Origin of the sequence: Paraburkholderia sp. GAS32 (genome assembly GCF_050434225.1) — a bacterium.
Classification (GTDB): domain Bacteria; phylum Pseudomonadota; class Gammaproteobacteria; order Burkholderiales; family Burkholderiaceae; genus Paraburkholderia; species Paraburkholderia madseniana.
Genome location: NZ_JBNPVS010000015.1, coordinates 1 through 13,743, shown reverse-complemented (window position 1 = coordinate 13,743; position 13,743 = coordinate 1). Strand labels below are relative to the sequence as shown.

General features: G+C 61.3%; 11 protein-coding genes. 4 read left to right on the top strand and 7 right to left on the bottom strand.

What is annotated here, in order from left to right; translation table 11 throughout:
- Nucleotides 1-96: 96 nt before the first annotated feature.
- From P3T25_RS19270 to P3T25_RS19240, 7 genes are all read right to left on the bottom strand, one after another.
- Nucleotides 97-1,494, bottom strand: coding sequence for an MFS transporter (locus P3T25_RS19270; protein ID WP_154565415.1), 1,398 nt, complete (start codon nt 1,492-1,494; stop codon nt 97-99).
- 593 nt (nt 1,495-2,087) lie between these two features.
- A complete protein-coding gene (locus P3T25_RS19265) occupies nt 2,088-2,924 on the bottom strand; it encodes a shikimate dehydrogenase family protein (protein WP_154565414.1) in 837 nt (278 codons plus the stop codon).
- Nucleotides 2,925-3,042: 118 nt separating this feature from the next.
- A complete protein-coding gene (locus tag P3T25_RS19260) occupies nt 3,043-3,330 on the bottom strand; it encodes a TlpA family protein disulfide reductase (RefSeq protein WP_154565413.1) in 288 nt (95 codons plus the stop codon).
- A gap of 118 nt (nt 3,331-3,448) precedes the next feature.
- The gene (locus P3T25_RS19255; RefSeq protein ID WP_154565412.1) at nt 3,449-3,928 is read right to left on the bottom strand and encodes a DUF417 family protein; all 480 of its coding nucleotides are present in this window, start codon (nt 3,926-3,928) and stop codon (nt 3,449-3,451) included.
- Nucleotides 3,929-3,934: 6 nt separating this feature from the next.
- Nucleotides 3,935-4,153, bottom strand: a complete 219-nt coding sequence (locus tag P3T25_RS19250) for a hypothetical protein (RefSeq protein ID WP_174825323.1) — start codon at nt 4,151-4,153, stop codon at nt 3,935-3,937.
- A gap of 145 nt (nt 4,154-4,298) precedes the next feature.
- Entirely contained in the window at nt 4,299-5,336 is a 1,038-nt protein-coding gene (locus P3T25_RS19245; RefSeq protein ID WP_154565411.1) for a ribonuclease Z, read from the bottom strand.
- Nucleotides 5,337-5,429: 93 nt separating this feature from the next.
- Nucleotides 5,430-6,614 (bottom strand): FIST signal transduction protein, encoded by a 1,185-nt coding sequence (locus tag P3T25_RS19240; protein ID WP_171929184.1) that lies wholly within the window; start codon nt 6,612-6,614, stop codon nt 5,430-5,432.
- Between the two features lie 569 nt (nt 6,615-7,183).
- Between P3T25_RS19240 and P3T25_RS19235 the strand changes: the two genes are divergently transcribed.
- The 4 genes from P3T25_RS19235 (at nt 7,184) to P3T25_RS19220 (ending at nt 13,572) form a co-directional block, all read left to right on the top strand.
- A complete protein-coding gene (locus tag P3T25_RS19235) occupies nt 7,184-7,540 on the top strand; it encodes a septal ring lytic transglycosylase RlpA family protein (protein WP_429358717.1) in 357 nt (118 codons plus the stop codon).
- Between the two features lie 204 nt (nt 7,541-7,744).
- A complete protein-coding gene (locus P3T25_RS19230; protein ID WP_154565408.1) occupies nt 7,745-8,878 on the top strand; it encodes a substrate-binding domain-containing protein in 1,134 nt (377 codons plus the stop codon).
- On the top strand, nt 8,875-11,694 hold the full coding sequence (locus P3T25_RS19225) for an ATP-binding protein (protein ID WP_429358716.1): 2,820 nt from the start codon (nt 8,875-8,877) through the stop codon (nt 11,692-11,694). Before P3T25_RS19230 ends, P3T25_RS19225 begins: the two co-directional genes overlap by 4 nt.
- 228 nt (nt 11,695-11,922) lie before the next feature.
- Nucleotides 11,923-13,572, top strand: a complete 1,650-nt coding sequence (locus tag P3T25_RS19220) for a PQQ-binding-like beta-propeller repeat protein (protein WP_429358715.1) — start codon at nt 11,923-11,925, stop codon at nt 13,570-13,572.
- The last annotated feature ends 171 nt before the right edge of the window (nt 13,573-13,743 follow it).

The following is a 13,743-nucleotide window of genomic DNA, read 5'->3' as shown; positions in this document are numbered from 1 at the left end:
AGCGAGCGCTGTCAGAGGCAACGGTCCCGCGATAGAGCCGGATGCGAGACCCCGCAACCGGCACGGTCTCGCTGACGCTGGCGCCCACACGGATACTCAGGCAGCCTTCGCCGCGGCAAGGGTTTGCTTGCGCATCAGGTTGTAGTCCAGCTTGTCGACTGGAACTGCGCCACGTTCACCGAGATCGTTCAGGTGAATCCGGTACGTCTCCCGGACCATCCAGGCCGCGAACGCCGAGATTATCGTTATGCCGAAGGTGATTGCCCCGATCGTGAGGGGAATGTCGGTTGATCCGGGCGGCGCCACGGTGGCGAAGAGTGCGGGTAGCAATGCAGTGATCGTGGTGCCGATGTTCTGGGCAATGGCCATTGCCGAGACACGGGCGCGTGTCGGGAAAAGTTCGGGATAAAAGCTCGGGAAAATCGCGTTGTAGCCCTGGTAGACGATGCCCCACATAAGCATTGACATAACGATTGCCAGCGCCACGCTGTGAATGCTGATCGCGTAGAGGTAGCCGAACGACAGCAACCCTGAACCGAGCGCACCACCGATGATCAGCGGCCGCCGGCCGATTTTGTCCGACAGATTGCCGAAAATTGGAATAACAATCACCGCCACGATATTGCCTATCACGGGGATCCACAGGTAGACACTCTTGTGAAAGCCGACCCCGTATGACGGCTGGACCGCGTAGGCCGCGCCGAAAATCGTGGTGACCACCGGGATGACATTCATCAGCGCCAGGGCGACGACGGCAAGCATCTCCCTCCAGCAATGCGTGAAGGCTTCGATGATCGGCGATTTTCGGACTTCACCCTGCTCCTCCTCCGTGGCAAAAGCGGGCGTCTCGTGAACTTCGCGACGAATGATGTAGCCCGCAAACAGCACGACGACACTCAGCAGGAAGGGGATGCGCCAACCCCACGAGTTAAACGCGTCTTCAGGCATGTAATGTGCGAGCGGCAGGAATACCGCCGCGGCAAGGATCTGTCCGGCCTGCACGCCCTGCAGCGTAAAGCTGGCGTAGTAGCCGCGCCGCCCGAATGGCGCGTGCTCGAGAATCATCGAACTGGCGCCGGAGATCTCCCCAGCCACCGCGAAACCCTGGATGAGACGCAGGATGACGAGCAGCACTGGGGCGAGCAGGCCGACCTGGTGGTACGTCGGAAGAAGGCCGACGGCCATCGTCGAAAAGCCCATGAGGAACATGCACAGGAGCAGCACCGTTTTTCGGCCATGGGTGTCGCCCCAGTGCCCGAGTACGAAGGCGCCGATCGGCCGCGCGACATATCCAACCCCATAGGTTGCCAGCGACGCGACAATGGCGATCTTGGGGTTCCCTGAGGGGAAGAACAACTGGGGGAAAATCAGGGACGCCGCTGTCGCATAGATAAAGAAGTCGTAGTACTCCAGCGCCGAGCCGATCCAGCCGCTGGCGGTCGCCTTTTTGGTCTGATGTGCGCCGTGCGGTTCATGTTCCGTGATGCTAGCCATTTGAGTCTCCAATATTAGTAATTGATTGAAGTCGGCGTGCGCCCTGCACGTCAGCGGTCAAGAAGGCTGGAAGCCGCGCCTCGTGAGCGCGATCGCCATACCTCTGACGATTCACCGATGCTTCCGGTGACGAGCGCTACCCGCGCAGGCGAATCTGAAGTGTTCATGATGTGCATCCGGCAGACTCATGAGACGGGCGTGGCCGTTTCAAGAGAGCCGCGTGAGCGTCTAAGTTTGCGCCGCTGCGATCGCGCGAACGGTATGTTTGAAAAGTACGCGACGGACCGATAGGGGACAACATCAATCGGCAAAAAGTGGGCGCTATTCGCGCATCACGCGCGACTTTCGCCCGAAAATCGGGTTTCTACGGAGCTCGGCGATGCACGACAAAGACCGGATCGAGGGCACGGCGAAAGCGCTGGCGATCAGCAGGTATTTAACCGCGGCTATGCGTTCTCTGAGCAATAGCTCGAAACGGGCATGCGAGGGATATCAGTACCGCTAAGGGATCGCAACGGTTGTGCGGTCGCAGCAATCAGCTTGAGCAGCCTATAGGACCAGAACCGGGAGACGCACTGCGTCGAATGTGACCGCTACGAGTATTTGATTTGCGAAACCGCGTATAACTCGTCCGGTGTGGCAGTGCCAAAGCCGAAAAATTCGAGGTACGCAGGAATCATTTCAAACAGCATGTCGGTGCCGACCTGCACGCTGCATCCTTTATCCTTCGCCGCCAGCAACAACGGCGTGTATTCCGCCTTCATGACCACTTCGCCCACAAACGTGGTCGGTGCGATGCGGTCGATGTCGAATGGCAATGGATCGTCGTCCTTCATGCCGAGCGGCGTGGCATTGACAATCAGGTCGTAGCCCGCCGGATCTTTTGATCCAGTGGTGACGACCAGTTGCGGGTAATACGTGCGCAACCGCTCGCCGAGCGCACCGGCCGCGGCGTCGCTGGCATCGAACAGCGCCAGTCCCGCCAAACCTGCCGCAGCCAATGACGCGGCGATGGCCGAGCCGACGCCACCGCTGCCCAATACGAGCGCGCGTGCCCCCTCGAGCAGGCAGCCCTTGCGTTCGACGCCGCGCACAAAGCCGGCGCCGTCGAACTGATCGCCCAGCAGGGTTCCGTCAGGCCGCTTGAGAATCGCGTTGCATGCGCCCGCAATGCGCGCGGTCGGCGTCACTTCGTCAACCAGGCCGACGGTGGTGACTTTGTGCGGCATGGTGACTAGCGCGCCGCGGATATTGGTGAGCCGGAACAGTGAAGCCAGAAAGGTCGGGTAATCGTCTGGCTTCACGCCCATCGGCATGACGACTGCGTCGATGCCGTTTTTCTCGAACCACGGGTTATAGATCATGGGCGCCTTGAACGCCTCGGTGGGATACCCAAGATGCGCGATAAGGGTAGTTCTTCCGCTGATCATTGCAGCACTCCCGAAAAGATTCCAGAACCAGGCCGGGATTTCGGCGCGTCGACCATCACTAACAATCAATATATATGACAGCGGACCAACTAGGGCGGCCGCGCGACGGACGTGCTGCTTACGACGCATCGTAAAAGAGTGTGGTCGGGTATGCGGTCGTTTCTGTAGCCTTGGCAACGCTGAGTTCGGGATCGAACAGCGAATTAGCGATGCGCAAATTCAGCGCCTTGATGAATGCATCCACGGTATCGCGCCGCTCCCCCTGATTGACGAAAACCAGATTCAATCCTGGGTATCTTGCCTGGGCGCTTGCAAGTACCGGCATCTCGGCCTGGCAAGGTGCGCACCACGTTGCCCAGAGATTGATGACGAGCGGTTTTCCGTCACGCGGAGCAAGAGCCTGCATGGTTCCCGCTTCGTTGATACCAGGTCAAATGGGAAAGAAGCAGGTGCGATGTTCATGCTGTGGAATCCTTCGGCTTTTATGGAGCAACGACGCCAGGATACGACATGGATCCGAGCCTTTACGACGCCGCAGCGCGCGGCGACAAAGAGGCGAGAAGCAGGGTAAAGCAGGCTGCCAACAGGGCGATATCCTTCAGCAGAAACTGCTCCAGCAAGGTCGAGATGATCGGGAAACCGGTCGGGCTTATTTGAGTGATACCCGGCGTGCTGAGAACAAAGGACGTCGTCAGGAGGAAGGTGGCGCTCGCCATCGCTGCTCCTAAGGCGGACACCGCTGGAATCATCGATCCGATGATCAGAGCGGCCGCGGTCGTCAGTTCGATCGTCCCCACAATCCGGGCTTCACCTCTTACGCCGAACACGCCCAGCCAACTCATCAACGGGCTGTGTGAGATTAACGGCGCGATGGCGTCGGCCGCATAGGGCGTGAATTTCTGTATCCCGAACCAGATGAAGATGGCCACCATCGACCACCGCAAAAATGCCAGATGCAGATAAGTCCCGCTGCTCTTTTCTGCCACTCGGAAATGAATGTTCATGATCTTTCACACTGCCTCTGTAGAAGTTGCGATGGTTTTGTCCTGGCGCGTGCCGGAAGCCAGAACGCCTTCGGCATTCAGCACCGCCTTGAGTACTTCGGGCGACAGCGCGCCTAGCGCAACGAACAGGTTCGGGATGCTGCCTGCGGCCTTCTTGACCTGGGCATAGACTTCGGCAGTCGCGCCAGTGGCGGACTCAACTGCGGGTACGGTGATTCGGCTCATGGTGTTACTCCTTCATCAGGTGGGTAGGAGTCTTCACTTTAAGCCGAGGGAATGATATTTTTAAGCCTAAAAAATCGCAATAAAATGCTCATTCGTATCATTTCTTTCAGTTGGCCGGGCAACGCGGACATCGCGTTCATCGCGTCTAATCAGGCTTTTCGTCACCCGGAACCGACGTAGCGGACCACGCCGCCTGCACTTCTGCAATCAGTGCTGCCGAGCGTCCTTCGTAACGCGGCGAAAAGTGGAACGGTACAACCCCCCGGGCGCCGATCCGGCGCGCAATCAGACCCGCCTGGCGGGCCGTCAGGTGATTCTTGCGCAGGGCATGGGTCTTGTCCTCGTCAAGAAATACGCTCTCGATAAAAAGCAGGTCCACGTCGTGCATCAACTCCGACAGGGTCTCTACGTTCGGTTCCGTATAGCGCAAGTCTGTTATGTAGCCAATGCGCCGCCCGGGAACGACGTCGAGGATCAGGTGACGCAGTTCGCCGACCTGTCGGGTCATCGCGTGGTCGCCATGCCGATCGCGCCACTGAACCTGAATGGGCGTCTCGTCGGGGACGCCGGTCAGCACCGCATGTTTCAGTTCGCGCAGCCACGCACCCGTCGACACCCCCAGCGCCGCGAGCCGGTCCTTCGCGACGATGACGCGGGCCTTCTCCTCGAGCACGTACGCAAGGCACGGGATGTCATGATCGACAAATCGGCCACGCACGCGAAAGGTTGTTTCGTTGTGCACCACGTCGTCAGATCGTTCAAAGGATGAGCCGGCTTCGCGGACGAACCGTCTCCGGCTTGAAAAGAGTGCGCGCTGCCCGCCACCGTCCACTCCGATTTCGCGCGCGTCGATCACCAGCTCGACCTCGTAACGATGCACTACGTTCCAGGTATAGGCGCTCAGCTTGTGTTCGATTTGTGCAAGAAAGTTGGGTCCGCCAAACATCACGATGCCAGCCTTGCGCCCGAGCATCACGCGCAAAAGACGATCGAAGCCGGAAAAATGGTCCATGTGCGTATGGGTAACGAACACATGTGACAAACGCATCAGGTGGCGGGGCAGCAGCGTGGAGATATCGCCAAGATCGAAAAGGAGGGCACGCCGTTCATCGCAAAAGTCCACATATAGACCTGGGTCGCCAAACGCGTCATTGACAAGCGTTGGTTTGAAGAGGGCATGCATGAATCTGCCAGGGCGGAGTACGAATGGCTGTTGTGGATGAACGCAGTATGGATATTCTTCGTGCTATGGCAAAAATCAGAACCGTCCGGAGCGTCAGTCCGGGGTCGTAAAGACCGTCAATACGCCGGTGTAGCCGTAAAGGTGATTCCTTGCAATCTCGCCGCCGGCGAAGAATCCCACCAGCGGTACCTCGCCTAGGGCATTTCGCACGGTCTGCAACTCCGCATGCCGCGCTCCGAAGTGCGGCCCACCCCGTCCCGAGCAACTGACATACAGGGCGCCCGACATGTGCCCCGCCGTGCCGCTTTCCAGTTCCGCGCGGATTTCCGTTGCAATGCGCACCAGATCGACCCGCGCAGCCTCGGGGTTGCGCGTGCAAAAGGCCAGATGCATGCCGGGCTCGACCCGATCCGCAATCGCCAGGACCCGGTGCTGGGTATCCACGCCCACCAGGTGCCGCACGAGTGTATCCGCGCCGAACTTTCCAGGCCATTTCGGCACGTCCTCGGCGCCGGTGCTCAAGCCGGCCAGGGTGGTAGACAGCGCCTGCGACAACACATCGATTGGCAGATCCCGGTCGAGTCCAAGATCTTGCAACACGCAATCGAGTGCGGGCTTGCCGTCCAGCGTGCCCACCAGATTGTGTTGGGCCTGGGTGATGGTGCGCACCGGCCCGATGGGCTGGCAGCCCTGCGTCACGCGTGAGATCAGACCGACCTCGGGGCCGAAGAGCACGCCGGACATTCCCCCGGTGAACACTCCATCCGCCATGTGCAGCGGACGGTTTCGCGCCGAGGACAGGCCGCCGAAGAGATAACCCGTGGTCGTGCGGGCGCTCAGTTCGTGCAGCAATTCTTGCACGTCCGGCGTGCTGCCCTCGGCATGGACGAGCGCGGTATGGGCCACGAACCCGGAGGATGTCGCAGGCAGGGGCTGCAAACCGGAGAATAGCCGGAACGATTCACGTGGCAGCGGCGCGAGCATCAGCACCAGGGCCGGTTCGTCGATGTATTCGATGCCGCTGGCGGCCACACCGACACCGACCGTACCGACCCAGGCGACGCCTGGCTGACCCCGGTGCAGTTCGTCGAGGATCGCCTCGGACGCGGGTGCGTAATAGTCGCTCACGTAACACCAGCCGAGCGTGAACGGAGCGGATTCGTCAAGCTGCGCCGCACGGGCCGCAATTTGGGTTTGAATTTGCCTCTGGCACTCGGCGAGAGCCACCCGCCAATCGGCGTGGGCGGCGTGAGCGTGGACAAACGAAGCGCGGGACATGGCCCAACCCTGTCGAAGACAACAATAAGTTGGACCTCCGCTGGCAAGGCATGTTCAGCCGGCCGTTGAGAAACCCGAGATCAGACCGGCCGCCAGGGCTTGCGGTTCATGAGTACAACTCGTGATGTCCGGAACGTCGTGGACGTTGCATCGTGGCGAGCAGCCCGAACAATTGAGCGGTGCGGCGTGTAACTTCGCGCACCGGGCGAGATCGGTGGCCGTTATGATAGCCATGTGGCCCCCGGCAAATGAATACGTATTTCACGTATTTTCGTCAAGGCCGGTACCAATCGCATCGGCGACACCTGCAATGAAATCAGGGTCGGACTGACAGACCCACTGCATGAGACCTCAAAAAATTTGTCAAGATGTTATGTCACCCGGGCATGCGGCTTGCCTGAGCTTTTTGAGAACGTTAAAACCACGCCTCATTAACTGACATGTGGTCTATGGTGCTATCACTCCGCTATTTGGGAGTTTTGGGAATCTGCGCTTTGTTCGCGGCTTGCGGACAGATTGCGCCCGAACATGCTGCGTGCAGAGTTGATTCCTGTCGCATGCGACACGAGATGTTGCAATCCGGCGAGGCGTCATGGTATTCGGCAACGTTCCAGGGGCATCTGACCGCAAATGGAGAACGCTATGATGGCGGCGCATTAACGGCTGCCCATCGAACATTGCCGCTCGGCAGCTATGTGCGCGTCAGTTCGTTGGCAACAGGAAAGTCGGTTGTCGTGCGTATCAACGATCGCGGACCATACATCAAACACCGAATTATCGATCTCTCTTATGCCGCGGCGAAGACCTTGGGTTTGACAGACGCACGGTCGATGCAAGTACGGATTGAACGAGTAGAGAGCACGGCGAGCACACAGACGGAGTCGGACGGCGGCGGAATCTTGACGACGGGAAACGGCAGTCGGTAGAAAACACGCGGGGCGTCAACGGCGTTGTGGTTCCGGGTCGTTAAAAGAGCACCCCAGCGACTTCGCCACCAACAGTAATCGTGGCTGAACAGGACACGCGAGCATCGGGGTGTACTATCGTATTCGCAGGATCATCCTGCGCGCGGCATTGGGTACGTCGTCAATAGCGGTCAATAAACCGCGATTGGGCCCTTGGGGAACAGCATGAGGGGCTTGCTTGTGGCATGGGTATGCGCGTGTGTGCTGTCGGTTGCCGCGGCGCAGGGTCTGGCGACTGCCCCCGTGCCCGGGACCACGGTCGGCGCGAAGGACTACCTGGCCGGAGCGAAGCGAGTCGTCGATGCTGCGGCGCAACCCGCTGCACCTTGGAACGGGCCTCGCAACGGGCCGCGCGCCCAACTCGGGAAACGCGTCGCCATCGTCGCCGAGGATTTGCGCAACGGCGGCATCGTCGGCGTAGTCGACGGCGTGCTGGAAGCGGCCAAGGTCATCGGCTGGAGCGTAAAGATATTCGACTCCGGCGGCACGCCGGACCTGCGGCTGAAGATGCTTGCGAATGCGCTGGCAAGTCGTCCAGACGGTCTGATCATCGTCGGTGGCGACGCACGCGCGCTGCTGCCCGGGCTGCGGCCGTTTGCCGAGCGGAGCATTCCGATCGTCGGCTGGCATGTCGCGGCCCAGGCCGGACCGGTGCCTGGCACGCCCGTGGCGATGAACGTGGCGACGGATCCGCTCGAGGTCGCGCGCGTGACCTCGCTGGCAGCCATCGTACAGTCCGGCGGGCATGCGGCAGTCGTCATCTTCACCGACTCCAATTTCCGAATTGCGCAAGGCAAGGCAGATGAAATGGCTGCCGTTGTGCGCGCGTGCAGCGGCTGCACCTTGCTCGAAGTGCGCGACGTGGCGATCTCGCGCAGCCATGAACTGATGCCGGGCACGACACGCGCCTTGCTCGCGCGGTATGGCAAGCGGTGGACGTATGCACTGGCCGTCAACGACATCTACTTCGACTACGCCGCCCCGGTGCTGACCCAGGCCGAAATGCCGAACACCGCCATGGCCATGCTGTCGGCTGGCGACGGCAGCGAGTCCGCCTTCCTGCGTATCCAGACGGGCAGCTTCCAGACGGCCACCGTGGCCGAACCCGTGAATCTGCACGGCTGGCAGTTGGTCGACGAGATGAACCGGCTCTTCGCCAGGGAAGGCGTCACGGACTACGTGTTTCCGGTGCATCTCGTGACGGCGGACAACATCGCCGCGGACGGCGGCAATCGTCTGCTCTACGACCCGGCCAACGGCTATCGCGACGTCTATCGCCGCATCTGGCAACGCCCGTGACACTTCCACTCCCACGATCGCTCACCGCGCAGTTCACGCTCGCGGTTTCGTGCCTGGCCGCCCTGGTAATCGCGGTCAGTGCCACGACCCTCTACTCGTTGGCCGGCTCGGTCCACGCGATCCGCCAGTTGGCCGAAGAGCGGCTGGCCCGCCAGGAGGACGCACAGGACCTGGCGCAGCGCACGCTGATGATCGAACGCCTGGCATTGCAGTTGTCCAGTGACGATACGGTGGACGCTGTGCGCGAGACGCATCGGCATGTCATCGAACAGCTGGCATCCTTCGACCGCCTGGTGGACCGCCTCGCCTCCGCGACCACGAGCGACAACGTCGGTGTCGACGCGCTGGCGATGCATCGATCGAGCCAGCGCTTCCGCAACACGGTCAACATCGAGGCGCAGGTGCGCGAGACTGCGCTGGGCACCGGAGCCGCGCCGCGGTCCGGCGCGTCATTGGCCAGCCTGGACGACGATCTGCGCCGCCAGGCTGACGCTCTGGCCGCCGCGGCGCGCCAGCAGTTGGGTTATTTCACGCGCGACTACCGGAAAGCGGTTCAGGATCTGGCCGAAGACCTGGACCGCACGCGCAACTGGGTGGGGGGCGAAGTTGCGGTGAGCCTGCTGCTTGCCTGGCTGATCGCCCGGCCATTCCTCGGTCGCCACGTCGTGGCGCGGCTGCGCCGGGTCAGCCACTTCCTGCGGCAAGGTGACGTCGACGGCGTGCAAGCCGGTGTCCCCGTTCACGGCCGCGATGAGATTGCCGATATGGCGCGCGCAGTCGAGCAGTTCCTCGAAGACCGGCGCCAGCGCAGGCAAGCCGAGGATGCGCTGAAGGAACTCAACGCCGAACTCGAGGCACGCGTGACACAGCGCACGGCCGAACTCAGCACGGCGCTTGCGGGCCAGACGGCCGAGATCGCCGAACGGCAGCACGCCGAAGAGGCTGCGCGAGCGAGCGAGCACTTCCTGGACAGCATCATCGAGAACATCCCCGACATGATCTTCGTCAAGGATGCGGCGACGCTGCGCTTCGTGCGTTTTAACAAGGCGGGAGAGCAACTGCTCGGCTACCGGCGCGAGGAACTCATCGGCAAGTCCGTCCACGAGCTGTTTCCGGCGCAGGAGGCAGATTTCTTCGCACTGAAGGATCGTGACGTGCTGGAGTCGCAGCAGATGGTCGACGTGCCAGAGGAGCCGGTTCACACACGTCACGGGCCGCGCCTGGTGCACACAATGAAGATCCCGATCGTCGACGTGCGCGGCGAGCCGCAGTTCCTGCTCGGCATCTCACGCGACATCACAGAGCAGAAGCGTGCCGAAGAGGAACTGCGGCGCTATCGCGAGCACCTCGAAGATATGATCCGCGAGCGAACGGCTGAACTGGCCGTCGCCAAGGAACACGCCGATGCGGCCAATCAAGCCAAGAGTGACTTTCTTGCGCACATGAGCCACGAGTTGCGCACGCCGTTGAACGGAATTCTAGGGTACGCGCAGATCCTGAAGCGCGATAAGCGCCTAGATCAACGCCAGGTCGATGGGGTCACGGTGATCCAGCGCAGCAGCGAACATCTGCTTGCGATCATCAACGACATCCTGGACATGGCCAAAATCGAGGCCGGAAGGGCGGAGCTCAACCTATCCGACATTTCGCTTGACCGGTTCATCTACTTCATCGCCGAGACGATTCGGGTGAAGGCAACGGAAAAGGGCTTGGCCTTCGCGTGCGAGATGGCACCCGATCTGCCCGCGGGCGTGCGGGTCGACGAAAAACGGCTGCGCCAGGTGCTGCTCAACCTGCTCTCCAACGCAATCAAATTTACCGAAGAGGGGAGTGTGTGTCTGCGCGTCGGTTATCTGCCGCCTGCGCGGCTGCGTTTCGAAGTGCAGGACACCGGCATTGGCATAGACGAAGCGCGTCTGGAGGCGATCTTCCAGCCTTTCGAGCAAGTGGGCGATGCTCGGCACCGAGTTGGTGGCACGGGGCTGGGCCTGGCCATCAGCCGGCAGCTTGTGCGTTTGATGGGTGGCGAGTTCCGCGTCGAGAGCCGCCGCGGTGCAGGCAGCGCCTTCTCGTTCGAGCTGAACGTCCCGGTGGTGGCGCCTCAGGCAGTTGTCGTCCCGTCCGAATGGGCGGTAAGCGGCTATAAGGGGCCGCGCAAGACCATTCTCGTCGTGGATGACGTAGCGGCAAACCGTGCTGTGGCAGTCGATATGCTCGGCCAGCTCGGATTCGACGTGGTGGAGGCCGTCAACGGATTTGAAGCATTGGAGAAAGCCAAAGCGCTACGGCCGGCGCTCATCCTGATGGATGTCCTCATGCCTGGGATGGACGGGCTCGAAGCAACGCGGCGCTTTCGCGAAATGCCGGAGTTCGGGGATCTGCCCATCGTTGCGGTTTCCGCCGGCGCCTCGGGGAGTGATGCGGCGAAAAGCCTGGCGGCCGGTGCAAACGCCTTTCTGTCAAAACCGGTTGACCTCAGTCGGCTGTTGTCACAGGTCGCGGCCCTCCTGAATATCGAGTGGAGCGACGAAGTTCCGCAGACGCAAGCCGCCGGAGCGGGCCGAACGGCTGTACGCGCCGCCGATCCCTCCGTGGGAAGCTTGATCGTGCCGCCGCCGGGGGAAATCGAAGCGCTACACCACCTGGCGCGACTGGGCGACATGCGTGCCATCGTGCAACATGCCACGCACCTGACCGAGCTTGACGAGCGCTATCGTCCTTTCGCCGACCACCTTTGCCAGCTAGCGAAGGATTACCGATCCAAAGCAATCCTCAGCTTCGTCGAGCAATATCTGGAAAGGAGGCAAGCACCATGATTGGCACCGACGTCTGAGCGTCCGAGCCGCAAGACGGGCGAATGAGGCTTCGTGGCCGGCTGGTGCCTGATGAGAGTGGACAGCGTCGGCAGCGGATGCATTCTTAATGCGGTCCTTCCGGAAGGACTATGCTTTGCGCTATGAACAATCACCATACAGTCACATTTTCGACCTATTACGTTTCCCTACCAGCCATTCATTTTTAGTCGACGTGCAGGAGGTGTCTTAATGACGAACGCCCGCCCCGCCCTCAAACCCCGTACACTGGTCGCCGCTGTGATGCTCGCTGTTGCCGGCGGCTCGAGTGCGCAGGCGCAAACGTCGCAAGCGACTGCGCCCCCCGATGCTTCGCCCGTGAGCCAGCAGCAGCCGCTAAGTGGCGTCGATCCGGACAACGTTGCAGACGGGTCGGAGCCAGCGGAGGATCCTCCGAACCTCGCATCTGCGGCTGTTAGTGCCGCGACACGCGCACTGACACCTGGCGCCGCCCTCGCCCCATCCTTCACCGCGACCGACTGGCCCACGTTCGGCATGAACGCGCAGCGGACCGGAAATAACCCGGTGGAGACGGTGTTGACGACGTCCACCGTGGCGAGTTTGCACACTCACTGGACGAAGGATCTGGGCGGCCCCATCCTGACCCAGCCGACGCTGGCGGCGGGCGTGAACATCAACGGCACGCTGACTGATGTCGTCTATGCCGCGACCCTCCAGGGGAGCATGTTTGCGCTTAACGCTTCCACCGGTGCCGTCATCTGGCAACAAAAGGTCACGCCCGCGCATACCACCTGCGCCGACTTCAACATGTCAGGTGGCAACATCGGGTACATCGGGACGCCCGCCATCGACCGTACCCGGAACCGGCTGTACATCGTGAGTGGGGACGGGTTTCTACATGCGTATGACCTGGCAACCGGCGCCGACCTTCCGGCATTGCACGTCTTGATCCCGGATAAGGCCGATGTGTCAAGGACCTTTGTCTTCGGCGGCCCGACGCTTAGCGGCACGTCGCTATACGTCACGACGGCCAGTGCCTGCGATTTCACGCCGTACCATGGAAAAGGCGTGCAAGTCTCGGTTACCAACGGGGCGATCCTGCAGCAATGGTACCCGGACGGTGCAACCGGACCGAATGGCGGTGGTATCTGGGGGTTTGGGGGCGTCTCGGTCGTGCGTGGCGGGTCAGCGGTGTACGCCCTGACGGGCAACGCGTTCGCCAGTCCGCAAAATACCGCGTTTGCAGAACACGTCGTCAAGCTCACCAGCAGCCTCGCTGTGACTGCGTCAAACGCACCGATGCCGCCGGCTACCAAAGACGCCGACTTCGGTGCGACGGCACCGCTGTTCCAGCCGCGTAGTTGCCCAACGATGCTGGCAGCGTTCCAGAAGACCGGCGAACTGTTCCTCTATAACCAGGCCACCATCCCGTCCGGCCCCGTTCAGACACTGGATATCAGTCAGCCCAGGGATGCCGGAACCAACATCGGTCTGCCTGCATTTGATCCGGTACTGAAACAGCTATACATCGGGTCGCCCTCCGATTCGCCGACCGGCTTCAACAAGCACGGGCTTCTCGCGCTGGCCTTCAACAGCACGTGTACCGTCAGCCTTGCCTGGCAGCAACCGGTCGGAAAAAACACGATTTCCGACAATCCGTCCATCCCTCCCATCGTCGCCAACGGGGTGGTGTACTACGCCGACGGCATCGCCAGCCAGGTGTATGCGGTGAACGCAAAAAGCGGACAGATACTCTGGAGCACCGATAACCTTCCGGTCGCTGAGCGGCCCGCGGGCGGCGTCCTAACGTCGCCCACAGTCGTGAACGGGCAGCTTTTCGTGGCGGGCCTCGACCACATACTGCGTGCCTTCGGTCTGTAGCACACGGCATCGAATAACCCTTAACGCACCCCGTCGGTCGGTCAAAACTGTTGCAATAGCGCTCGCCAGCATCGGACCATACCGGACCGGCGAGCTGCGTGTACGATAGGACCAGTTGACTTATGAGTCTCAGGAGACACCATGAAAGCGGTGTGCCCGCTGCACGGGCCA

Excerpts from the sequence above, each read along its gene's own strand:
- P3T25_RS19270 (WP_154565415.1), bottom strand. The coding sequence starts at position 1,494 with ATGGCTAGCATCACGGAACATGAACCGCACGGCGCACATCAGACCAAA.
- P3T25_RS19265 (WP_154565414.1), bottom strand. The coding sequence starts at position 2,924 with ATGATCAGCGGAAGAACTACCCTTATCGCGCATCTTGGGTATCCCACC.
- P3T25_RS19260 (WP_154565413.1), bottom strand. The coding sequence starts at position 3,330 with ATGCAGGCTCTTGCTCCGCGTGACGGAAAACCGCTCGTCATCAATCTC.
- P3T25_RS19255 (WP_154565412.1), bottom strand. The coding sequence starts at position 3,928 with ATGAACATTCATTTCCGAGTGGCAGAAAAGAGCAGCGGGACTTATCTG.
- P3T25_RS19250 (WP_174825323.1), bottom strand. The coding sequence starts at position 4,153 with ATGAGCCGAATCACCGTACCCGCAGTTGAGTCCGCCACTGGCGCGACT.
- P3T25_RS19245 (WP_154565411.1), bottom strand. The coding sequence starts at position 5,336 with ATGCATGCCCTCTTCAAACCAACGCTTGTCAATGACGCGTTTGGCGAC.
- P3T25_RS19240 (WP_171929184.1), bottom strand. The coding sequence starts at position 6,614 with ATGTCCCGCGCTTCGTTTGTCCACGCTCACGCCGCCCACGCCGATTGG.
- P3T25_RS19235 (WP_429358717.1), top strand. The coding sequence starts at position 7,184 with ATGTTGCAATCCGGCGAGGCGTCATGGTATTCGGCAACGTTCCAGGGG.
- P3T25_RS19230 (WP_154565408.1), top strand. The coding sequence starts at position 7,745 with ATGAGGGGCTTGCTTGTGGCATGGGTATGCGCGTGTGTGCTGTCGGTT.
- P3T25_RS19220 (WP_429358715.1), top strand. The coding sequence starts at position 11,923 with ATGACGAACGCCCGCCCCGCCCTCAAACCCCGTACACTGGTCGCCGCT.